Genomic DNA, 22,707 nt, shown 5'->3' with positions numbered 1-22,707 from the left:
GAATACTAAAGCCATAGCCCTGATGGAAGTGGCATCCTTTTTCTGGCTTTTTAGCCGGAAAAAGATATAGCGGACAGCAGGAATAGCTCCTAAAATATTAAAAATTCAATATTACAAATTCCAATGTTTAGTAATATTTGCCATTTCTATAGAGGAGAAATGACACAAGAAATTCCGTAAAGAATATTGTCAATCTTTGTCTAGTTACGAGTGTGATTTCGATTCTAATTATTTTTAGGCATAAAAAAAGCCCTGATTACTCAGGGCTTTGTGCTTTTTGTTTTTGTGAATTTTGTTTATTCTGCAACTTTGCTTTTAACAACTAATCTGAAACCTTCACCGTGAATGTTAAGGATTTCAACATCTTCATCTGCTTTTAGGTATTTTCTAAGTTTAGCGATGTAAACGTCCATACTTCTTGAAGTAAAGTAGTTGTCATCTCTCCAGATTTTAGTTAACGCTAATTCTCTTGGCATTAAATCATTTTCATGCAGAATTAACATTTTAAGCAATTCATTCTCTTTTGGAGATAATTTTATTGGTTCGTCATTTTCGAACGTTAAAAATCTTAATTTAGAATTCAGGTGAAATTTACCAATGTTAAATTCAAACTGAACTTGTTCCGCTTTTGTATCCGCAGATTTTCTTTGAATAATAGCTTTGATTTTCATCAATAAAACTTCTGAATCAAAAGGTTTATTCAAATAATCATCAGCACCGGCTTTGTATCCTTTTAATACATCTTCTTTCATCGATTTTGCCGTTAAGAAGATAATTGGCACTTCGCTATTCTTTTCTCTAATTTCTTTGGCTAAAGTATAACCATCTTTATAAGGCATCATTACGTCAAGAATACATAAATCGTATACATCTTTCTTGAACTTCTCGAAACCTTCCATACCGTTTTTAGCTAAAGTAACTTCAAAGTCATTTAACATTAGATAATCTTTAAGAACTGCCCCAAAATTAAGGTCATCTTCTACTAAAAGTATTCTTTTGTTATTATTTTCCATATTTTAATTTATTAATGGTATTTTTATTATAAAGGTGCTACCTTTTCCTTTTTCGCTTTCAACATATACTTGACCATTGTGATCCTCTACTATTCTTTTTACATAAGCAAGACCTAAACCGTGTCCTTTTACGTTATGTAAATCTCCTGTATGCTCTCTGTAAAATTTCTCAAAAACTCTTTTTTGAGCTATCTTACTCATCCCAAGACCATTATCTTTAACTTTTATCAGAATCATGTCTTTGACATTTTCTGTAAAAATCTCGATTTCAGGAACATCCGGTGAATATTTTATTGCATTTTCTAAAATATTAACCAACACATTTGTAAAATGCACTTCGTTGATTAAACACGTTGTTCTTGCAGCTTGATAGTGCTTTACAACGGTTCCGTGCCTGTCTTCTAAAATTAGATTTACGTGTTCAATTGCATCATCGATTATATCATGAATTGCAGTTGGTTCCTTAGTTATATCTAATTCTCTTTTTTCTAATTTAGAAATACGAAGAACATTTTCAACCTGGGCATGCATTCTTTTGTTTTCATCCCGAATCATTTGCAGATATCGAAAAACTTTCTCTTTATCTTCAATAATTTTGGGGTTCTTAATTGCATCGAGTGCTAAATTTATCGTTGCAATTGGAGTTTTAAACTCATGCGTCATATTGTTTATAAAATCAGTTTTGATTTCAGAAATATGTTTTTGACGCAATAATTGATTCAACGCACTTGTATAAGCAACTATTATAATTAATGTAAAAATTATCGATAATATTGTAATACTCAATAACTCAGACAATAAGAATTTCTTTTTATGTGGGAAAGTAATGAATAACTCGTATTTACTATTTCCTTCATTATCAGTATAAATTGGTATATGATAACTAGCATCTTTGTCATAATGAAACCCATCAGACTTTACTTTGGTTGCAAGACCGCTGTTAAGTACGCCAAATTCAAACTTGGTATTTACACCATATTCTTCTAATTCCTTCTTTAGAAGTTTTTGAAGTTTATCTTTTGTAATTCTTCCTTCTATAGGAGTTAAAGAAGCAATATCCTTATATTGAATTTGCTGCTGAACTTTATTTAGAATGTCTAAACTACCTGATTTTTCAATTTTCAGATCGGGAATAATACTTTGTCCTAAACCATTATTATCGATTCCGTTGTTATTATAAACTTCAGTTACTCTTTTTGAACTAAAATTTTTAAATCTCTCACTACTGAATTTTTTATTGAATAGTGCTCCGTTTATATCGTAATCTTCTGATGTAAGTGTGTTAGAATATACAATAGTCTTATTGGTTTTTGTATTTCTTTGAACATAAAGAACTTCTAACAGATCTTCTTTCTTTGGAGTTTTGCCGGTACTGTCTTTTATACGATTGTATTTGTCATAAAAGCTATACTCTTCTTGTTGTTCTAATTTATCAGCAACGTTTCCAATCACTTGTGTAACGTGATATTTAAATTGTTCGTCGTTGTTTTTAAACGAAGAATTGAACCAATATACCTGTACCAGAATGATCCCTATTAAGGACAAACTCATGAGTAAAACAAGTATTCTAAAAAATAATTTATTCATCGCAACAAAATTAATATTTTAACAATATACTAAATAATACATTAACCAAATATTAACATTTAAGACTGATTTTGTTTTATATTTAAAATTTTAAGAATTTTAACAACTTCTTCTTTAGCAATTTTAAGATTACTGTTATTAATTACAAAATTGCTTAAAGAAATGCGTTTTTCATCATTCCATTGCATTTTCATCCTGCTTAAAACTTGCCCGCGTGTGGTATTATCCCGCTTTACAACTCTTTCTATTCTAATTTCTTCAGGAGCTGTAACTGTTATAATTACATCACATTCTTTATAACGACCACTTTCAAACAAAATTGCAGCTTCATAAAGAACGTAACTGTACTTTTTATTTTCGTCCAGCCACAATTCAAAATCTTTTTTTACAGCGGGATGTACAATAGCATTTAGTTGTGCTAATTTATCGGCATTATTAAATACAATTTCAGCCAATTTTGCTCTGTTTAAAACTTTATCTTCAAAAAGAGAATCTCCAAAGGTTGTTTTTATCTGACTTATAATACTTTCTGACTGCATCACTTTTTTAGCTGCATCATCAGCTATATACACAGGAACTCCCATTGCTGAAAAATATTTTGCAATGGTAGTTTTACCACTTCCTATTCCGCCTGTTAAGCCAATAACTTTAGTCATATTACACTTTAAAAAACATACGAGGAAAAGCCTCTTGTGGTTTTTTCTTTAAAAGAATAACTTTTATGAATGATTTTAAAAATCCCGTTCCATATCCATAAAACTGCTTCCATACTGCAATTACTGACAAGTATCCAATTTTAACGCTTTTATTTTGAATACTTGCTGTAAGAAAAATTATAACGAAATATACAAAATATAATTGTAATAACAGATCAATATTAAAAATTAATAGTAAAAAAGCTAATAATAGACCTAGTATAAATACTGAAGGAAAAAAGAAGGTTAACTTATTATGTTCCGGATACCAACTGTTTAAAATTGGCCTGGCAATTCCGAATTTATTTACCTGAACAGAAAATTTTTCCCAATCTATCCTGCGTTTATGATATACATATGCTTCGGGGAATAGTCTGGTCTCAAAACCTAAATTCCACAAACGTATCGAAAGATCCGGGTCTTCTCCGGGATGTATGTTTCCAAATCCTTTTGATGCTTCGAATGCCTTTTTTGAAATTCCCATATTGAAACTTCTGGGCTGAAACTTATTAATCTTCTCAGAGCCACCACGAATTCCTCCGGTGGTAAGAAAGGAGGTCATTGCAAAATTAATAGCTTTCTGAATATCAGAAAAACTATCCAATGCTTTGTCGGGTCCTCCAAAACAATCCACATAATCTGCGTTTAATGCTTTTCGGACTTCTGACAAATAATTTGGCGGAATGATACAATCTGAATCAAAAATGATGAAATAATCACCACGTGCTTTCTGCATTCCAAAATTTCTTGAGTCTCCAGGTCCTGAATTCTCTTTAAAATAATATGAAATATTCAATTTTCCCTGATAGGTCATCACAACATCTTTGCAAGGAATTGAAGATCCGTCTTCGACAAGAACAATTTCGAAAGCTTCATTATAGTCAGATTTTGATAAACTTTCTAAAAGTTCATCAACTTCATCCGGACGATTATACACGGGTATAATTAAAGAAAAAATCATAACGGGATATGCGGTATTAGAGTGGTAATATTTAAATTTCAAAATTTTAACAAAGGTATGTTATATTCATAAAAAAACCATCAACTTTTGGTTGATGGTTTTTCTCTTTTATTATAATTTCTTTATCTATTTGATACTTTCGATTTCAACAACTTCATTTGTGTCTGCATTGTAATCCACTCCTGCAAATTCAAATCCAAAAAGATTCAAAAAATCGTTTCTATATCCTGCTAAATCTCCAATTGCAGGTAATGTTTCAGTAGTAGCTTCTAACCAAAGTTTTGCTACTTTTGCCTGAACATCTTCACGCATTTCCCAATCGTCGATTCTGATTCTGCCTTTTTCGTCTACAGGAACATCTGAACCTGAGTACAATCTTTCCTTAAACAAACGCTGGATTTGCTCAATACAACCTTCATGAATCCCTTCTTCTTTCATAATTTTATATAAAAGTGAAATATACAAAGGAATAACAGGAATTGCAGAACTCGCTTGTGTTACTAATGCTTTGTTTACAGAAACATAAGCTTTTCCTCCTATTGATTTCAAACTATCAGTAATTGAGAATGCTGTAGCTTCTAAATCATCTTTTGCACGACCAATTGTACCTTTACGGTAAACTGCTTCTGTCAATGATGGTCCGATATAAGAATATGCAACTGTTGTAGCACCTTCTGCTAATAAATTTTCAGCTTTTAATGCGTCGATCCACATTGTCCAGTCTTCACCACCCATTACTGCAATAGTATTAGTGATATCTTCATCTGTCGCGGGAGCAATAGAAACTTCTGTAACATTTCCTGTATGAAAATCTACTGTTTTATTGGTAAAAGTTTGTCCGATTGGTTTTAAAACTGAACGGTGCAAAACTCCTGTAACCGGATGTTGACGAACTGGTGAAGCTAAACTATAGATTATAAGATCAACCTGACCTAAATCTGCCTTGATTAAATCAAGAGTTTGTCTTTTTATTTCATTTGAAAAAGCATCTCCATTGATACTTTTTGCATATAAACCTGCTTTGTGAGCTTCTGTTTCAAATGCAGCAGAATTATACCAACCTGGCGAAGCTGTTTTACCTTCAACTGGTGGTTTTTCAAAAAATACTCCAATAGTTGCAGCATCAGATCCAAAAGCACTTGTTATTCTTGAAGCTAATCCAAAACCTGTTGAAGCACCAATAACTAATACCTTTTTTGCACCGGCAATTGGCCCTTTTGATTTTATATATTCTATTTGATTTTTAACATTTTGCTCACTGCCTTTTGGATGTGCAGTCAAGCAAATAAATCCTCTCATTCTAGGTTCTATAATCATATTTTTATTGTTTATGCGTTGATTGGGTTAATTTTATCGTTGCGATAAATGACTAACTTATTTACGTTTGTTTAATTAGCTTTGAGTTGACAAATATAAATTATTTCTTTAGTTCAACAAGGCTTTAGCATGATTTAAAGCCGAATCTGAAACAACTGCTCCTGATAACATTTGAGCAATTTCCATAACTCTTTCGTCCTGAGACAGAAGCTTTAATTCTGATTGGGTATCATCATCAACTGTAGATTTAAAAACTTTAAAATGAGAATCTCCTTTGGCCGCTATTTGCGGTAAATGGGTAATAGCAAAAATTTGCATTGTTGCACTCATTTCTTTCATGATTTCTCCCATTCTAATAGCAATTTCTCCGGAAACACCGGTATCGATTTCATCAAAGATTAAAGTTGGTAATTTTGAATATTGCGCTAAAATTGCTTTAACAGCTAACATAATACGAGACATTTCTCCTCCAGATGCCACTTTTTTCAATAATCCAAAATCAGTTCCTTTATTGGCAGAGAATAAAAATTGTAATTCGTCTTTTCCGTTTTGAAAGTATGTTTCTGATGGCAAAAGCTCCATATTGAAACGAACATTTGGCATTCCTAAAGTTTCTAAAATCGAAATTAATTTTTGAGACAGAACTGGAATCGCTTTGGTTCTGTTTTGATGAATTGTTGCTGAAAAAGCATCTAACTTAATTCCTTTTTGCTCTATTGATTTTGATAAAAGCGCGATCTCTTCTTCTATATTATCTAACTCAAGAAGCACATTTCCTAAATTAGCCTGAATTTCAATTAATTCATCGACAGTAGTTACCTGATGCTTTTTTTGTAAATTATAGATTAATTGCAATTTTTGACTTACTAGTTCTAATTGTGCTGGATCATTTAATAATTTTTCAGATGAATTTTGCATTTCTCTTGAAACATCATCAAATTCTATTGCTAAACTTACAATTCTCTCAAAAATATTGTGATACTCGGGAGAAAAAGGTGCGATTTTTTGCAATGAAGCTTTTATTTCATTTAGATTATGAAAAACTCCAAATTGTTCTTCATTAGCAATAACAATTGATTTATCAATCGCTTCTTTTATAATTTCAACGTTGTTTAACTTTTCGTAATCAGCCTCTAATTCTTCTTGTTCTCCTGATTTCAGCTTAGCACTAACCAATTCATTCAATAAAAAGGTGTTATATTCCTGTTCTTTTCCTGAATCACTTTGTTTTTTTAATAAAGCATTAAGTTTTGTTTTATCTGATTTATAAGATTTTAATTCTTTTTGATAAGATTGAATGGTATCAAAATTATTCGCAATAGCATCAATTATCTTAAACTGAACACCTTCGTCAGAAAGCTCCTGTGTTTGCTGCTGTGAGTGAATATCAATCAAAAACAAACTCAAATCTTGTAATTCCTGAAGATTTACGGGACTATCATTAATAAAAGCACGAGATTTTCCTGATGGTAAAATTTCTCTTCTAATAATGGTGTCATCTTCGTAGTCAAGATCATTTGCTTCAAAAAATTCTTTTAAGTTGTATTTAGAGATTTCAAAATGGGCTTCAATAACACATTTTTCCTCTTTATTTTTTAATGAAGTTAAATCGGCTCTTTTTCCTAAAACCAATCCTATTGCACCTAATATAATAGATTTACCTGCACCTGTTTCACCTGTAATTATAGAAAAACCTTTTGAAAAATCGATTGTGAGTTTTTCAATCAGGGCATAGTTTTTAATCGACAAGGACGTTATCATAAGGGAATTGTGTAAGTATAAAAATTATTAAAGAAAGTAATCTGAAAATTAATTAAAATTTAATCTGTGACCATTTAGTAGAGTTTAAAGGCGAGACTTTATTAAGCATATCTGTCAAATCGCCTACCGGAATGCTTGGGCCTGCTGAGAATATAGAAACGATTTCGTCTGATTTTGCATCAAAAAACACTCTTGTCAAAAAGGCATTTGGCTTAACTGAGTTCAATCGTCCAAGAATCATTATTGCAGCTTTCACTTTTTCTTTGGATGCTTTTAAATCCAGACTCATACCATCTAAACCTCTATGGTACTCAAACATTGCCTGACGTAAATCACTATACATTGGCGAGGTCATATCATTTATTAAATAATAACGATTCTGAACTCCATCAGACTGGCTCCAGCCTTTTGATCCGCCTTGTTGGGCAACACTTGCAATATTTTGGGCTGTTTCAAGATACGGATTTCCTCCTGTCATCTGAAACGTATCAGCATCCATAGCTAAAATCATATAACTATAAAAAGAAATCACAGATACTAAGTTTGAATCGAATGTACTTGGATTAAACAATAATGGTTCGTACTCTGTGTATCTAAAATTAAAATCTTTATCGTTATAATTTAAAACAGGGGACGAATATGTAGAATTATAAATTAATCGTGACGATTGTATCTGGATTGTTCCTGAAAACTGATCTGAATTATTTGATGACAATGTTATATACATTGAACAATTGATTCGCTCGTTTTGCTTCAGGATTGAACCTGTCCAGTCTGTTTTGTTTACAAATTCAGACAATGATGTCTGAAGTGTCTTAAAAACTTGCTGATTAGGATTAGGCAACCTTTCTGTATTAATGGTTACTGTGCAATTTAGCTGTTGTGCTTGTGCGAAGCCAAAAATTAAAAATACTAAAAGAGTAACTATTTTATTCATACGAAAGATAATATTTGATTTAGCACGCAATAGAATTTACTATCCTTGCTTTTAGTTTTTATTCTAAATCATGATGATTTCGAAAAATGCGAAATCACTTTCTCTAAAATATCAACTGCAACAGATTCTTTTGTTTTTAATTCCATTGGTTCAATTTTAAAATTTCGATCAATAAAAGTTACTTTATTGGTTTCTTTTTTAAAACCGGCTCCTTTATCTTGTAAGGAATTTAAAACAATCAAATCTAAGTTTTTTTTCTGAATTTTCAACTTAGCATTTTCAATTTCATTTTCAGTCTCTAAAGCGAATCCAATTAAAAATTGATTCTTTTTGATTGTGCCGAGTGATGCTAAAATATCTTTTGTTTTTTCGAGTTCTATCGAGAATTCTTCTGATGCTTTTTTAATCTTTTGTAAAGCTACAACTTTAGGTCGGTAATCTGCTACGGCTGCTGCTGCAATAGCAACATCAACGTCATTAAAATATAAATGACAGGCATCATACATCTCCTGGGCCGAAACTACATCAATCACCTGAATTAAAGTATTCTTTGCTTTATAGTGGGTTGGTCCGGATACTAAAATAACCTGCGCTCCTAAATTAGCGGCTTGGTTAGCAATATCAAAACCCATCTTTCCTGAAGAATGATTTCCTACAAAACGTACAGGATCTATTGCTTCGTATGTTGGTCCGGCAGTAATTAATATTTTTTTTCCTTTTAGGGGTAATTTACTCTCCAGATCTGCTTCAAGAAAAGCAATAATATTTTCAGGTTCAGCCATTCGGCCTTCACCGGATAAACCACTTGCTAACTCTCCATTTTCAGCAGGAATCATTACATTTCCGAACTGTTTTAAAGCAGCAAAATTAGATAAAGTCGATGGATGCTTGTACATATCCAAATCCATTGCCGGAGCAAAATAAACAGGACATTTAGCAGATAAATAGGCTGCAATTAAAAGATTATCACAATTTCCAGTTGCCATTTTAGATAACGTATTGGCTGTCGCAGGAGCAATTAACATTAGATCAGCCCAAAGTGCCAATTCAACATGATTGTTCCAAACAGCGTCTTCATCATCCTGATTAAAGAAATTAGAATGTACAGGATTTTTTGATAACGTAGATAACGTAAGTGGGGTTACAAAATCCTTAGAAGCAGGTGTCATTATCACTTGGATATGTGCACCTGCTTTTATAAAGAGTCGTACTAATGAGGCTGTTTTATACGCTGCAATTCCGCCAGAAACTCCCAGCAAAATTTTCTTCCCGTTTAAAACTGACATTATACTATATTATTTATTATTTGAACTTCTGTGGTAAGTTTTACCGTCTAACCACTCCTGAACTGCTAAAGCGTGTGGTTTAGGCAATTTTTCGTAAAATTTAGAAACTTCAATTTGTTCTTTATTTTCAAAAACTTCTTCAAGACTGTCATTATAAGTAGCAAACTCTTCTAATTTCTCAGTTAATTCTTTTTTAATTTCAGAATTAATTTGATTTGCTCTTTTAGCCATAATGGTAATTGCTTCATACACATTTCCTGTTGGCTCTTCAATAACTGTTTTATTGTAAGTTATTGTATTTACAGGAGCATTCGTCTTTTTTAAATCCATGACTTTATTTTATTTAGTAAATTTTTGTAAATCTGTCTCAACTCTGGCATTCATTTCTTCTGCCTCTTTTTTGTATTTTGTAGCGCTATTAAACTTAATTAAGTTAGCATATGCTACTTTTGCAACATTTAAACGTTCTTCCATTTTTGAAGGAACACTATTTATTGCCAATTTATATGCTGAATCGTATTTATAAAACAGGGCATCTTCTTTAAAAGGTGTTCCCGGATAATCAGCGATAAAGTTATCAAATGCAATCAATGCCGATTTATAATCAGATATGGTATTGTATCCTTTTGCATTTTCGTATGCTTTTTTCTCTAGTTTACCATTCAAAACTTTCACAACTTCATTTGCCTGAGCAATGTATTCTGAGTTTGGGTAATTATCTATAAAGGCCTGAAATTTCTCTAAGGCTTTTAATGTATCTGTTTGATCTAAACTATAAACCGGAGCTAATTTTGAATAACTGAATGCTCCTAAAAATGCAGCTTCCTGTACTTTCTCACTACGAGGATACCCCGAAACAAAGCTTTCGAACTGGTAACCTGCTAAATAGTACTGTTTTGATTTATAGTAAGATTGCGAAAACATATAAAACAGTTTCTCTGCCTGAGGCTTTCCTCTATACGAAGGAGCTAATTGTTCAAAAAGACGTATGGCTTTCGAATACTTTCCAGCTTCATACATCTTGGTTGCCACTTCAAATTTTGCTGCAACGTCTTCATTTTTCAATGCTTTTTGATATTCACTACAAGAACAAAAAAGGACAACAACAATTAATAGAGATACTATTTTTTTCATTTTCTTACTTTTATTATGATTTCTTAGACAATTATGCCAAAGCAAAATCACACCGAAGTTCCGGTGGCAAATTTAGTTATTAATTTAGCTACTACAAAATATTTTTTGGTATATTAAAATACCGGCAATCTCACTGTTATTTTATGCTGTTTTTTACAAATTCATTCAACCTGTTTGCCAATGAATCATCTACGCTTACTAACGGCAAACGCACTGTGTTGTCAGCAATACCAAGGGCTTGAAAAACTTGCTTGATTCCGGCAGGATTTCCCTGCTCAAAAATCATATCAATACAATCTGACAAAAAGTATTGGGTTTTAAACGCTTCATTTACTTTTTTATTTAATCCCAAGCGAATCATTTCTGAAAATTCTTTCGGAAAACCTTGTCCAATCACTGAAATCACTCCTGCTCCACCTGCTAAAACGATTGGTAATGCGATCATATCATCTCCTGAAATTACAAGAAAATCTTTTGGTACATTTTTAATCAATTGCATCGCCTGTACCACATCTCCTGCTGCTTCTTTTATTGCTACAACATTCTCAAAATCATTTGCAAGACGAATTACCGTAGAGGGCAACATATTGCTTGATGTTCTTCCGGGAACATTGTATAAAATTACAGGAATTGGAGAAGCTTCGGCTATGGCTTTGAAATGCTGATATATTCCTTCTTGTGTTGGCTTGTTATAATAAGGAGAAACAGAAAGTATGGCTTCAAAAGCTGAAAAATCCCCAGTTTTTAATTCCTCAACTATTTGCATGGTATTATTACCTCCAACTCCAAGAACTAAAGGCAATCTTCCTTTATTGGTATCGATTACAGTAGTAATAACCAATTCTTTTTCGGCTTGTGTCAAGGTAGCATTTTCTGCTGTTGTACCCATAACTACAAGATATTCTACTCCTCCGTCTATCGAAAAATTAACGATGCGTTGTAAAGCCTGAATATCTACTGAAAAGTCTTTTTTGAATGGAGTGACTAGCGCAACACCGGTTCCTATTAATGATTGCATATTCTAATTTATATTTTTATTTTAAACTCTTTAAATACTTAAACAATTCAGTAACGAAAAGTTTATAATTCTCTATAGTGGTGTTGATCATCCATCGATTCAAATTTTTATCTACGGCTGCAAATCCCACTTTAAACTTCGCTTTTGATTTGCTGGTTATCATCATCAAAATACCTGTTTCGATGCTGTAATAACTTATCAAAAGATCAAATTCTGTTTCAATAAATTCATTTAAAAAAACCGTTGCAATCTCTCCGTTCCAATTGATATGTTTTTTACCAAAAGTAGGGATCAAATAGGTTTGTTTTTCTTTAAATTTACTTCTATACGCAACAATCTTTATGTTCTCAGGAGCTATCCCCTGCAAAACAAGTTCGTTAACGAGTTGTTTTGAATGCTGAAAACTACTTTCATCAATCAGTAAACCAATTGTTTGTATATTACTGGTAAATACTTCCTTTTTAACATTATCGAGGCTATTTTTTAATGATTTTTTTACAAAAAATTCCTTTATATAATTTAAAAACATAGTACTTTTGCCAGATTACAAAATTAATTATTTAAGTCGCATTTAAGATGGTAAAACTAAAAAAGTATAACGGATTTTTAAAACTTTTTGTTATATTCTTAACACTTTTTTTTATAACTTCTTGCAGTCAGAAAAACTACAATCTGACGAAGATAGAAGGAAAACAACTTCCAATCACGGAGAAAGATGCAGAAACTCCTGCAATCGAAAATTTTATTAAACCTTATCGCGATCATATCAATAAGGATTTAGACAGCGTTTTGGCCTATTGTCCTGAAACTCTTGACAAGAGTACGGGGAAATGGCAAACGAGTATTGGAAACTTATTGGCTGATGTTTGTGTAGAAAGAGGAAATATCGTTTTTAAAGCTCGTGAGAAAAAAAGCATCGATCTGTGTTTTTTAAATCATGGCGGAATTCGTGCCATCCTTCCTAAAGGAAATGTTACTACTAGAACTGCGTATGAAATTATGCCATTTGAAAACAATCTTGTTGTCATAGCTTTAAAAGGAGAACAAATTCTGGAAATGACTGCTTATATTATTAAGGAGAAAAAGCCTCATCCTTTATCAGGAATGACTTTTACGATAGCAAAAGATAATACTGCAAAAAACATTCTGATTCAGGGAAAACCTCTTGATGTTAACAAGATATATTATGTAGCTACGAATGATTATCTGGCGAATGGTGGTGACAGCATGACTTTTTTCGCAAAAGGTGTTGAGAAATTTGATTTGAACTATAAGCTTCGAAATGTATTGATTGATTATTTTAAATCTGTTGATACTATTCCGGTGGCAAAAGATATCAGAATTACGGAAGAATAAAAATCAAAAAAAGTTTGCCACAAATTACAGGAATTTACACTAATTCTATCTGGTAAACGAAACACTAATTTGAACTGAATTAGTATCAAAAAAAATCTTTTATTAGCAAAATTATAAGCGTTTTCGCAAAAAACATACAAAATGAAAAGAAGAGAATTTATCGAAAAAACAGCTGCAAGTACTGCCTTATTAAGTTTAGGTTTGTCATTAAGCAGTTTTGAAACTAACGATATTAAACACTTAACGATTCTACATACTAACGATGTTCACAGTCACATCGATCCTTTTCCTGCTGATGATCCCCGTAATCCAAACAAAGGTGGTGTATCTCGCAGAGCGGCACTTATAGAAACTATTCGTCAGGAAAATCCAAATGTGCTTTTATTAGATGCCGGGGATATTTTTCAGGGAACGCCTTACTTTAATTATTATGGTGGTGAACTTGAGTTCAAGCTGATGAGTATGATGAAATATGATGCATCGACTATTGGAAATCATGATTTTGACAATGGTCTAGATGGATTGTATGCTCAAATGCCTCATGCAACTTTTGAATTTATTAATTCAAATTATGATTTTAAGAATACTGTAATGGATGGTCTTGTAAAACCGTACAAAATCTTTAATAAAAACGGAATTAAGGTTGGTGTTTTTGGTGTAGGTATTGAGCTTGCGGGCTTAGTAGACAAACTAAACTATAAGGAAACTGTTTATAATGATCCGGTAGAAGTTGCTCAGGACATGACGCAATTATTGAAAAAAGAGGAAAAATGTGATTTGGTGATTTGCCTGTCGCACATAGGATACAAATACAAAGATGATGCTTCTAAAATTTGTGACTTAAAATTAGCGGAGCAAACTCAGGATATTGATTTGATTATTGGCGGACATACTCATACTTTTCTGGATAAACCAACTATTGTAAAGAATAAAGCGGGGCAGGATGTATTGGTGAATCAGGTGGGTTGTTATGGTATTAATTTAGGGCGAATAGATTTCTATTTTGATAAGGACAAAGCGTACAGTAACCAAGGGAGATCAATTATTGTGTAATAACTTTTTATGAATTTTGGCTTTTTCGAGAAAGTATTCTACCATAAAGAAATAAGCCAAAATTTGTGTTACATCGCGAATTATAACGAGAACCACGGAATAGGAAAAGTATTCATTGAAAATATAGAAAATATCCGAAAATATGTAGCAAATGGCCATCAATGACATTAACAGTGTTATATGTGTTCCTTTTGTTATATAGTTTACGAACGAAAAATAACTTAAAATACTTAATACGATCCCGTAGAAAATATACAATCCGTGAAACTTTTTAATATTATCAAATTGCAGGCTTAGGACTGATATTAATAAGTATGCTATAAATATTACGACGATAGAAACGGGTAAAATATCTTTTCTCTGCAGTTGTATTTTTTCATGCTCGTGTATATAAAGTTTTATGATTAAAAGGTATACGATCAAGAAGCACACTACCCCACCAATCTCAGAAATTTCGACATCCATCAAATCAAAGACCTGACCTATAAAACAGGTAATAAAAATTAGCGTTTCGGTTTTTCCTATTTTAAACTCATTGCTTATCAAAAAATAAATAAAGATTGCCGGCAATACTATTGCTTTGGCATATAGTGCAAAAAAATCCTGCTCCGTCCAATCAAAAATGATTGTACAAAGCAGGGCTAAAAAGAATAAAATCAAAGACGGTTTATTCGCTTTCATTTATTTTGTTTATAAAATCTTCTTCTGACAAGATAGGAATATTTAATTTATTGGCTTTTTCTAATTTTGCAGGTCCCATATTATCTCCGGCTACTACGAAATCAGTTTTTGCTGAAATCGAACTTCCTACTTTACCTCCATTATCTTCTATGGTTTTCTTTAGCTCATCTCTTGAAAACTGGCTAAAAACTCCTGATACTACAAATGTTTTTCCAATGAATTTGTCTGTAGCGTTTGGATTGACTTTTTCTACAATCTCGAACTGAACTCCATAACTTTTTAATCGTTGAATAATTTTTTGATTTTCTTCATTTTCAAAGAACTCTATTACGCTTTTAGCGATTCGTTCTCCTATTTCATCTACCAGAATCAAATCCATTAGGGATGCCTGACTTAGTGCATCGATATTTTTATAATGCTTGGCTAATTTTTTAGCGACTGTTTCTCCAACAAAACGAATTCCTAAAGCAAAAAGAACGCTTTCGAACGGAATTTCTTTAGATTTCTCGACACCATTTACTAAGTTTTCAGCAGATTTTTTTGCCATTCTGTCTAAGTGCAAAATATCTTCTACTTTCAACTCATATAAATCAGCATAGTTATGAACTAAACCGTTCTTGTAAAGCAATGCCACTGTTTCGCCGCCAAGACCTTCAATATCCATTGCTTTTCTTGAAATATAATGCTGGATTCTGCCTATAATTTGTGGTGGACATCCGTAAAAATTAGGACAATAATGGTTGGCTTCTCCTTCATTTCTTTTCAACTCGGTTTCACAAACCGGGCAATGTGTGATGTATTTGGTTGGTTCTGAATTTTCTGGACGTTTCTCTAAATCTACGGCAATTATCTTTGGAATAATTTCTCCTCCTTTTTCAACAAAAACGGTATCATTTATTCTGATATCTAATTTCTCTATTTGATCTGCATTGTGCAAAGAGGCTCTTTTTACAATCGTTCCTGCCAATTGTACGGGTGCCAAATTTGCTACGGGCGTTATTGCTCCGGTACGGCCAACCTGATAAGTGATCGAATTTAAAATGGTAGAGACTTGTTCTGATTTGAATTTATAAGCTATTGCCCAACGTGGTGATTTTGCGGTATACCCTAATTCTTCCTGATGCTGTATGCTGTTTACTTTTACAACTACTCCATCTGTTTCATATGGTAAATTATGTCTGTGTAGGTCCCAATAATCAATGAAGTCAAAAACTTCCTGCATGCTATTGACCAATTTTGCTTCTCCAGGAACTTTAAATCCCCACTTTCTGGCAGATTCCAAACCTTCAAACTGAGATGAGAATGGCAAATTATTTCCGGTTACAAAATACAATAAACATTCTAAGGGACGTTTTGCGACCTCGGCACTGTCTTGTAATTTTAAACTTCCGGATGCTGTATTTCTTGGGTTCGAATAAGGTGTTTCTCCTATTTCGATTAATTCCTGGTTCATTTTTTCGAAACCTGCAAAAGGCAATATAATTTCGCCTCGAATATCAAATCGCTCCGGGTAATTTCCTTTTAATTGTAACGGGATCGATTTTATGGTTTTAATATTATTGGTAACATCATCTCCCTGAAATCCATCTCCACGGGTCAAGGCTTGTACCAATTTACCATTTTCGTAGGTAATACTGATCGATGCTCCGTCATATTTTAATTCGCAGGTATATTGTAAATCTACATTACCCAGCACTTTCTGAATTCTGTTTTCCCAATCGAGCAAATCTTCTTTAGAATAAGAATTATCTAAAGAATACATTCTGTATTGATGTGCAATCGTTTTAAAATTCTTCGTTATGGTTCCTCCTACTCTTTGTGTTGGTGAGTTTTCATCAAAAAATTCAGGGTGTTTATTCTCTAAATCCTGAAGTTCTTTTAGTTTTATATCAAAGTCATAATCAGAAATTGTGGGATTATCTAACACATAATAGTTGTAATTGTGTTGATTAAGTTCGTCTCTTAAAGTCTGAATGGTTTCTTGAATACTCATATAATATAAAAATACTGGAGGTTGTGATTTAGAATAACTGAACATCAAAATTAGGATTATTTTTGTTCAAAAACAGTAAAAACCAAAACTTTTATAAAATCAAAAATCAAGCTGCAAAACGATGCAGCTTGATTTTCTTCTTGCCCATTATTCTTAAAAAGAATTAAACAAAACCAACTTCCAAATGGTCTCTTCGTTTTATGCCTTATTCTAATAATCCCCAAATTATAAGAATATTACTTTCAAACTACTTTTGAATAATGATAAAGTCTGAGCGTCTGTTTAATAAATGTTCTTCTTCAGTACATTTTACGCCATTTTTACATTTATTAATTAATCGGCTTTCACCGTAACCTATTGCACTTTCGATTCTTGAAGCGTCGATTCCCTGCAAGACAATATAATCTCTTGTTGATTTGGCTCTTTCATCAGAAAGTTTTAGGTTATAGGAATCTTTTCCGCGGGAATCCGTGTGCGATTCTATTTTAATGCGGATATTAGGAAATTTTCGCATAATGAAAACTACTTTTGCCAGTTCTTCAGCAGCTGCAGGTGTAATATCATGTTTGTTGTAATCAAAATAAATTGGGTTTACATCTACTTTTTCAACTCCTTTCTTTTTAATTACCAAATCATCGTAGTTACTCAGTTCAAAATCAACATTGGTAATATCTATTTCGTTTTCCTTTGTGGTTTCTACTGTTTTTTCGTCGTTACTGTAATTCATTTTTGTAGCGACTAATCGAACTGATTTATTACAAGGAACGGTTACTACATATTTACCTTCGAAATTTGTTTTTGTTTCTGCTAAAATGTCGTTATAAGAGTTGTAAGCAACAACTGTAACATCTGTCAATGGTAATTTTGATTTTCTATCTGTTGCTTTACCTGAAATATTCTGATTACAAGTTGGTAGTGCTTTTGTAAAAGAATAAATATCGTCATCGCCTTTACCTCCTGCTCTGTTGGAAGAAACATAACCATAGGTGCCTGTTTTATCAATTACAAAAGTAAAATCGTCTTTATTGCTATTTATTGGTGCTCCTAAATTTCGTGGTGCCGAAAAAGTTCCATCTGATAAAAAGGTACTTTCATATACATCTAAATCTCCTAATCCGTAATGCCCGTCTGAAGAAAAATAAAGTATTCCGTTACGGAAAAATGGAAAAAGGTCATTGCCAATAGTATTGATTTTTGGTCCCAGATTTTGAGGAGAACTCATTGTCCCGTCCTCTGCAATTTTTACTACATATAAATCCGTTTCACCATAACCACCCGGCATATCTGATGCAAAGAAAAGCCATCGGCCATCGTCGCTTAAAGAAGGGTGTCCAACAGAATAGTCGTCATTATCGAAGAAAACTTTTTGTGGATTTTCTAATTTCCCATTCACTAACGAACCTTTAAGAATTTGAAAGTTGTTGATCTTATTTTCATCAATAACAAGCTTGTTTTTCTTGATTATGTTAGATGAGTAATACATTGTTTTTCCGCTGGCATCAAAACTGGCTGTTGCTTCATGATATTTGGTCATGACATTAGGGATAAACAATTTTTCGTTAAACAAACTTCCATCAGCAGGATTTCTTTCGGCAACATACAAATTTAAAAAAGGCTGGTTGTTCCAGTTATACAGTTTCTCGCCAAACCTTGTTGTATCTCTTGCTGATGTAAATACAATTTTATCTAAATAAAAAGTCGCGCCAAAATCTGATTTACTGGTATTGATATCCAAATTTTTAATTTCATAAAGAGACTTTGCTTTAGCTAAACTGTCTAATTGTTTTTTTTGAGCAACATATCGATTGATCTCTTTTTGATCTCCTTTTTTATTGAGATATTCTTTTGTAATCCTGTCTGCATCGTCATAATCCATTACTGCTTTCATAGATTGAATGTAGCGCAGATAGTAGATGTCTGTTAAATTATTGCCTTGTACCTCGTATAATTTTTTGTACCATTTGAGTGCATTTCTGGCATCAGAAATAAAATAATAAGAATCTGCTGCATTTTTAATTGTTTGTGCTGATGGATTCTTTATGTTCTGTAAACATTCTTCATAGGCTTTAGAAGCATCTGCATAAGAATAATTTCTAAACAATGCATCGGCCTTTTTTAAATTAGTCTGAGCAAAACCAAAGGTAATGCTCAAGACTAAACTTAGGATATATAGTTTTTTCATAGATTTTGTATTTAGAAGAATCGTGGAGATCTGATTTTACTCTGGTTTTTCATGAATTGGTAACGCAAGATAATTTCATGCGTTCCATCATTGTACTTGTTCAAATCACTTACGGTGTAATCAAAAGCATATCCGATATAAAAACTTCTGGATATTTGAAAACCTGCCAATATGCTTACCGAATCATCTGTTCGATAAGAACCTCCTATTACAAATTTTTCTGCAATCATAAAATTCGCCGAAATATCAGCAGTAAGTGGTGCGCCATTTACTGCTTTGACTAAAAATGCTGGCTTGAATTTTAGATTAGGATTCAGATCAAAAACATAACCTCCCATTAAATAATAATGCAAACGATCATAATCTATAGATTCCTGAACGTCGTCATAATAATCATTTTGAATAAAGCTTGGAATCGAAAATCCTACGTACCATTTATCTGTATAATAGTAAACCCCTGCTCCAACAGCAATCTTCATTTGATTATTTATGTTTTGGTTTAATAAAGCATCATTGTTATTGTAATATCTTCCTTTAGACCAATCTATGTTTAACATTCTCATACCTGCTTTAAGACCAAACGCCAGTCTTTTATCATATCCTAAAGGGATTGAATAAGCAAAGTTTCCGTCGAGATACAATTCGTTTGATGGACCAATTTTGTCATTTACGACACTTAATCCCAAACCAATATTCTCGTTTCGAAGTGGTGAGTGAATAGAAAACGATTGTGTTTCTGGAGCACCATCAATTCCAACCCATTGAGAACGGTGTAAAAGTGTTGCTTCTAATGTTCCCGTAGATCCAGCATAAGCTGGATTTACGGACATTGTGTTGTACATATATTGTGTGTACTCCGGATCTTGTTGTGCACTTGCACAAAATGTGATTAACGAACATATTAAAATGAAATACGTTTCTACTGATTTTATATATAGTTTCATAACGATACTTATTAAGTTTAATTAATTAGATGATTAATACCGGCTGCTTATCTCATTATAGATAACCATCCTTTTTTAACCGTTCCATCTCCAATAGTTATCACATAAAAATAAGTACCTGTAGGCAACATATCTCCTCTATTAATAACTCCGGATACATTAGCGGTTCCGTCCCAATCATTTTCATAATGTTGTTTACTATATACTAATGAGCCATATCTGTTATATACTTTCAACTCGTTGTTTGGATATGATTCGATACAGTCAATTCTAAACAAATCGTTAGCTCCGTCGTTGTTTGGAGTAAACTCATTGTAAACTGTCAAACAAATTGGCTCAACAGTAACTGAGGCCGAATTATTTGATGGATCAGCATCTAAAGGAGTTGAAATTTCGACTGTTGCAACACTTGTATAATTACCACTAGGCAATACTTCGGCAACAATTGTAAGCACTACACTTTGTCCGGCATTTAAAGTTGGAATTGTCCAAAGTTGAGTTAATAAATCATATGTACCTAAAGTTGTATTTGCACTTACCAAATTAAATCCGCTTGGTAATAAATCGCTAACTATTGTATTTATGAAATTACCTTCACCAATGTTGTTTACCGTTACTGTAAATGTGATCTGATCACCAAAATTAGGATTAGGATTACTCACTGTGTTGGTTATCGTTAGATCTGAACAAGTTGCTACGGTAACATTTAATGATTTTACTGATCTTTCATTACATGTATTGATATAAGCAACCTCAACTTTACCCGGTCCAACATCAGACCAAGAAACTGTTACAGATCCATCTGCATTTCCTCCACCGGAAGTAATTGTTCCGTTGGTAATTGACCATACATAATTTGATTTTCCGTTGGCAATTGAATAAGTGATTCCCTGGAAAACACATGGTGTATCATCTGTTGTCGTGATCGGAACCTGAGCATCATTATCAAAAGAAACTGCTACTCCTAATCTTGAAGCACCTTCACAGCCATTATTTGTACTGTTAAGTGTTGCTGCATAATATGTTGTCGCTATAAGAGGTGTATTCGCTGCTAATGGTGTTCCGCCATTTGCTGAAGTATACCACACTATATTGGCTTCATTTACAACTATATCTTCAATTGTTGGCGTTGATGACAGACAAAATGTTTGTGATGTTCTTGGTGTAGTAACTAAAATTGGTGTATTTACATTCACCACCACCTCTAATCTTAACAAATTCTCGCAACCTGAACCGCTCGAAACAACACCATAATAAGTACCATTTGCTAAGGCTGTCGTTGACGGAATTGCTGTTCCTCCTGTGGAAGTGCTATACCAAATTACATTAGATTCGTTTACCTGAATATTCGAAACTTTTGGTGCATTTACAGAACAGAAGTTTTGAGCTAGCGAATTCGTCGTTGGCGTCGCCATTGGATTTACAATTGTAATTGTAATCGGTAAACGAGTTGCACTTTTACATCCTGTTGTTAAATCTGTAATTTCTCCATAATAAGTACCCGAAGTTAAAGGTGTTACTGTTGGAATCGCTGTTCCTCCAATAGCACTATTAAACCAACTTACATTACTTTCGTTTACCTGAATACTTGCTATAGTTGGAGCACTAGTTGAGCAGAAGTTCTGAGCTGTGTTATTTGTTGTAGGTGCATTTAAACTTCCAACAGTAACACTAACTTTTAGCCTGATACTACTTTCACATCCAGTTGTTGCATCTTTTAATGCCGCATAATAATCTCCATTTACTAAAGCTGTAGTTGGTGCAATTGCAGTTCCTCCATTTGGTGCACTGTACCAAACCACATTACTTTCATTTACCTGAATGCTCGCAACTGTTGGGTTACTTGCTGAGCAGAAAGGCTGCGTAATTGATGTAGTTGTAGGTGTTGCAGGATTTGTAACGCTAATGGTTACCAATAATCTTGCAGCACTTTCGCAAAGTGATGTTGCATCTTTTATCGCTGCATAATAAGTCCCACTTGTCAAAGCTGTTGCAGAAGGAATCAATGTTCCGCCAGTTAAAGCAGTATACCAAACGATATTAGATTCGTTTAATTGAATACTTGCAAAAGTTGGCAAAGTGGACTGACAGAAATTCTGAGTTCCCGCAGTTACCAAACTCGGTGTTCCCGGATCTGTTACTATTACTGCAACTTCTAATCTCAATGCACTTTCGCAAAGTGATGTTGCATCTTTTATCGCCGCATAATAAGTACCACTTGTCAAAGCTGTTGTTGAAGGAATCAATGTTCCGCCAGTTAAAGCAGTATACCAAACAATATTAGATTCGTTTAACTGAATACTTGCAAAAGTTGGCAAAGTCGACTGACAGAAGTTTTGTGTTCCCGCAGTTACCAAACTTGGTGTTCCAGGATCTGTTACTATTACGGCAACTTCCAGTCTCAATGCACTCTCACAAAGTGATGTTGCATCTTTTATCGCCGCATAATAAGTACCACTTGTCAAAGCTGTTGTTGAAGGAATCAATGTTCCGCCAGTTAAAGCAGTATACCAAACAATATTAGATTCGTTTAACTGAATACTTGCAAAAGTTGGCAAAGTCGACTGACAGAAGTTTTGTGTTCCTGCAGTTACCAAACTTGGTGTTCCCGGATCTGTTACTATTACGGCAACTTCCAGTCTCAATGCACTTTCGCAAAGTGATGTTGCATCTTTTATAGCCGCATAATAAGTGCCACTTGTCAAAGCTGTTGTACTTGGAATCAATGTTCCGCCAGTTAAAGCAGTATACCAAACGATATTAGATTCGTTTAACTGAATACTTGCAAA

19 protein-coding genes are annotated in these 22,707 nt (G+C 33.1%); 2 read left to right on the top strand and 17 right to left on the bottom strand.

Annotation, left to right across the window (positions count from 1 at the left end; all coding sequences use genetic code 11):
- Positions 1 to 296 precede the first annotated feature (296 nt).
- The 12 genes from ACQKCJ_RS14380 to ACQKCJ_RS14325 all read right to left on the bottom strand — a co-directional run bounded on the left by ACQKCJ_RS14380 (position 297) and on the right by ACQKCJ_RS14325 (position 12,238).
- Positions 297 to 1,013, bottom strand: coding sequence for a response regulator transcription factor (locus tag ACQKCJ_RS14380; protein ID WP_072963937.1), 717 nt, complete (start codon positions 1,011 to 1,013; stop codon positions 297 to 299).
- Between the two features lie 3 nt (positions 1,014 to 1,016).
- Entirely contained in the window at positions 1,017 to 2,600 is a 1,584-nt protein-coding gene (locus ACQKCJ_RS14375; protein WP_271337162.1) for a sensor histidine kinase, read from the bottom strand.
- Positions 2,601 to 2,659: 59 nt separating this feature from the next.
- On the bottom strand, positions 2,660 to 3,256 hold the full coding sequence (gene coaE / locus ACQKCJ_RS14370; RefSeq protein ID WP_427402268.1) for a dephospho-CoA kinase: 597 nt from the start codon (positions 3,254 to 3,256) through the stop codon (positions 2,660 to 2,662).
- Between the two features lies 1 nt (position 3,257).
- On the bottom strand, positions 3,258 to 4,256 hold the full coding sequence (locus ACQKCJ_RS14365; protein WP_271337198.1) for a glycosyltransferase: 999 nt from the start codon (positions 4,254 to 4,256) through the stop codon (positions 3,258 to 3,260).
- Positions 4,257 to 4,382: 126 nt separating this feature from the next.
- The gene (gene fabV, locus ACQKCJ_RS14360) at positions 4,383 to 5,573 is read right to left on the bottom strand and encodes an enoyl-ACP reductase FabV (RefSeq protein ID WP_427402267.1); all 1,191 of its coding nucleotides are present in this window, start codon (positions 5,571 to 5,573) and stop codon (positions 4,383 to 4,385) included.
- Between the two features lie 108 nt (positions 5,574 to 5,681).
- The gene (gene recN, locus ACQKCJ_RS14355) at positions 5,682 to 7,334 is read right to left on the bottom strand and encodes a DNA repair protein RecN (RefSeq protein WP_427402266.1); all 1,653 of its coding nucleotides are present in this window, start codon (positions 7,332 to 7,334) and stop codon (positions 5,682 to 5,684) included.
- A gap of 52 nt (positions 7,335 to 7,386) precedes the next feature.
- Positions 7,387 to 8,271, bottom strand: coding sequence for a DUF4835 family protein (locus ACQKCJ_RS14350; RefSeq protein ID WP_427402265.1), 885 nt, complete (start codon positions 8,269 to 8,271; stop codon positions 7,387 to 7,389).
- A gap of 68 nt (positions 8,272 to 8,339) precedes the next feature.
- On the bottom strand, positions 8,340 to 9,557 hold the full coding sequence (gene coaBC / locus ACQKCJ_RS14345; protein WP_427402264.1) for a bifunctional phosphopantothenoylcysteine decarboxylase/phosphopantothenate--cysteine ligase CoaBC: 1,218 nt from the start codon (positions 9,555 to 9,557) through the stop codon (positions 8,340 to 8,342).
- Positions 9,558 to 9,566: 9 nt separating this feature from the next.
- Entirely contained in the window at positions 9,567 to 9,887 is a 321-nt protein-coding gene (locus ACQKCJ_RS14340) for a DNA-directed RNA polymerase subunit omega (RefSeq protein WP_089350958.1), read from the bottom strand.
- 9 nt (positions 9,888 to 9,896) lie between these two features.
- Positions 9,897 to 10,691, bottom strand: coding sequence for an outer membrane protein assembly factor BamD (locus tag ACQKCJ_RS14335; protein ID WP_271337156.1), 795 nt, complete (start codon positions 10,689 to 10,691; stop codon positions 9,897 to 9,899).
- A gap of 136 nt (positions 10,692 to 10,827) precedes the next feature.
- Positions 10,828 to 11,709, bottom strand: a complete 882-nt coding sequence (dapA, locus tag ACQKCJ_RS14330; RefSeq protein ID WP_271337155.1) for a 4-hydroxy-tetrahydrodipicolinate synthase — start codon at positions 11,707 to 11,709, stop codon at positions 10,828 to 10,830.
- A 16-nt stretch (positions 11,710 to 11,725) separates the two neighbouring features.
- A complete protein-coding gene (locus tag ACQKCJ_RS14325) occupies positions 11,726 to 12,238 on the bottom strand; it encodes a DUF6913 domain-containing protein (RefSeq protein WP_271337154.1) in 513 nt (170 codons plus the stop codon).
- A gap of 47 nt (positions 12,239 to 12,285) precedes the next feature.
- Between ACQKCJ_RS14325 and ACQKCJ_RS14320 the strand changes: the two genes are divergently transcribed.
- Both ACQKCJ_RS14320 and ACQKCJ_RS14315 read left to right on the top strand, forming a co-directional pair.
- Positions 12,286 to 13,065 (top strand): 5'-nucleotidase C-terminal domain-containing protein, encoded by a 780-nt coding sequence (locus ACQKCJ_RS14320; RefSeq protein WP_271337153.1) that lies wholly within the window; start codon positions 12,286 to 12,288, stop codon positions 13,063 to 13,065.
- 141 nt (positions 13,066 to 13,206) lie between these two features.
- Positions 13,207 to 14,118 carry a bifunctional metallophosphatase/5'-nucleotidase gene (locus ACQKCJ_RS14315; protein WP_427402263.1) on the top strand — a complete coding sequence of 304 codons (912 nt, stop codon included), beginning with the start codon at positions 13,207 to 13,209 and terminating at the stop codon, positions 14,116 to 14,118.
- On the opposite strand, the gene ACQKCJ_RS14310 is transcribed toward ACQKCJ_RS14315, so the two are convergent.
- The 5 genes from ACQKCJ_RS14310 to ACQKCJ_RS14290 form a co-directional block, all read right to left on the bottom strand.
- Positions 14,104 to 14,799, bottom strand: a complete 696-nt coding sequence (locus ACQKCJ_RS14310) for a lysoplasmalogenase family protein (RefSeq protein ID WP_271337151.1) — start codon at positions 14,797 to 14,799, stop codon at positions 14,104 to 14,106. The genes ACQKCJ_RS14315 and ACQKCJ_RS14310 overlap by 15 nt on opposite strands.
- Complete coding sequence (ligA, locus tag ACQKCJ_RS14305) at positions 14,786 to 16,792, bottom strand: NAD-dependent DNA ligase LigA (RefSeq protein ID WP_271337150.1); 2,007 nt, start codon at positions 16,790 to 16,792, stop codon at positions 14,786 to 14,788. The genes ACQKCJ_RS14310 and ligA overlap by 14 nt, the downstream gene beginning before the upstream one ends.
- Before the next feature lie 247 nt (positions 16,793 to 17,039).
- Positions 17,040 to 18,974, bottom strand: a complete 1,935-nt coding sequence (locus ACQKCJ_RS14300) for an OmpA family protein (protein WP_427402262.1) — start codon at positions 18,972 to 18,974, stop codon at positions 17,040 to 17,042.
- An 11-nt stretch (positions 18,975 to 18,985) separates the two neighbouring features.
- Positions 18,986 to 19,918, bottom strand: coding sequence for a PorP/SprF family type IX secretion system membrane protein (locus ACQKCJ_RS14295; protein WP_271337148.1), 933 nt, complete (start codon positions 19,916 to 19,918; stop codon positions 18,986 to 18,988).
- Between the two features lie 47 nt (positions 19,919 to 19,965).
- Positions 19,966 to 22,707 (bottom strand): gliding motility-associated C-terminal domain-containing protein (locus ACQKCJ_RS14290; RefSeq protein ID WP_427402261.1); only part of this gene is annotated, 2,742 nt, incomplete at its 5' end.

Origin of the sequence: Flavobacterium sp. NPDC079362 (assembly GCF_050267765.1) — a bacterium.
In the GTDB taxonomy this organism is placed as follows: Bacteria; Bacteroidota; Bacteroidia; order Flavobacteriales; family Flavobacteriaceae; genus Flavobacterium; species Flavobacterium azizsancarii.
This window is presented reverse-complemented; position numbering and strand designations above follow the sequence as displayed.

Bases quoted from the DNA above. Each gene is read 5' to 3' on its own strand.
- ACQKCJ_RS14380 (WP_072963937.1), bottom strand. From the start codon at position 1,013: ATGGAAAATAATAACAAAAGAATACTTTTAGTAGAAGATGACCTTAAT.
- ACQKCJ_RS14375 (WP_271337162.1), bottom strand. From the start codon at position 2,600: ATGAATAAATTATTTTTTAGAATACTTGTTTTACTCATGAGTTTGTCC.
- coaE (WP_427402268.1), bottom strand. From the start codon at position 3,256: ATGACTAAAGTTATTGGCTTAACAGGCGGAATAGGAAGTGGTAAAACT.
- ACQKCJ_RS14365 (WP_271337198.1), bottom strand. From the start codon at position 4,256: ATGATTTTTTCTTTAATTATACCCGTGTATAATCGTCCGGATGAAGTT.
- fabV (WP_427402267.1), bottom strand. From the start codon at position 5,573: ATGATTATAGAACCTAGAATGAGAGGATTTATTTGCTTGACTGCACAT.
- recN (WP_427402266.1), bottom strand. From the start codon at position 7,334: ATGATAACGTCCTTGTCGATTAAAAACTATGCCCTGATTGAAAAACTC.
- ACQKCJ_RS14350 (WP_427402265.1), bottom strand. From the start codon at position 8,271: ATGAATAAAATAGTTACTCTTTTAGTATTTTTAATTTTTGGCTTCGCA.
- coaBC (WP_427402264.1), bottom strand. From the start codon at position 9,557: ATGTCAGTTTTAAACGGGAAGAAAATTTTGCTGGGAGTTTCTGGCGGA.
- ACQKCJ_RS14340 (WP_089350958.1), bottom strand. From the start codon at position 9,887: ATGGATTTAAAAAAGACGAATGCTCCTGTAAATACAATAACTTACAAT.
- ACQKCJ_RS14335 (WP_271337156.1), bottom strand. From the start codon at position 10,691: ATGAAAAAAATAGTATCTCTATTAATTGTTGTTGTCCTTTTTTGTTCT.
- dapA (WP_271337155.1), bottom strand. From the start codon at position 11,709: ATGCAATCATTAATAGGAACCGGTGTTGCGCTAGTCACTCCATTCAAA.
- ACQKCJ_RS14325 (WP_271337154.1), bottom strand. From the start codon at position 12,238: ATGTTTTTAAATTATATAAAGGAATTTTTTGTAAAAAAATCATTAAAA.
- ACQKCJ_RS14320 (WP_271337153.1), top strand. From the start codon at position 12,286: ATGGTAAAACTAAAAAAGTATAACGGATTTTTAAAACTTTTTGTTATA.
- ACQKCJ_RS14315 (WP_427402263.1), top strand. From the start codon at position 13,207: ATGAAAAGAAGAGAATTTATCGAAAAAACAGCTGCAAGTACTGCCTTA.
- ACQKCJ_RS14310 (WP_271337151.1), bottom strand. From the start codon at position 14,799: ATGAAAGCGAATAAACCGTCTTTGATTTTATTCTTTTTAGCCCTGCTT.
- ligA (WP_271337150.1), bottom strand. From the start codon at position 16,792: ATGAGTATTCAAGAAACCATTCAGACTTTAAGAGACGAACTTAATCAA.
- ACQKCJ_RS14300 (WP_427402262.1), bottom strand. From the start codon at position 18,974: ATGAAAAAACTATATATCCTAAGTTTAGTCTTGAGCATTACCTTTGGT.
- ACQKCJ_RS14295 (WP_271337148.1), bottom strand. From the start codon at position 19,918: ATGAAACTATATATAAAATCAGTAGAAACGTATTTCATTTTAATATGT.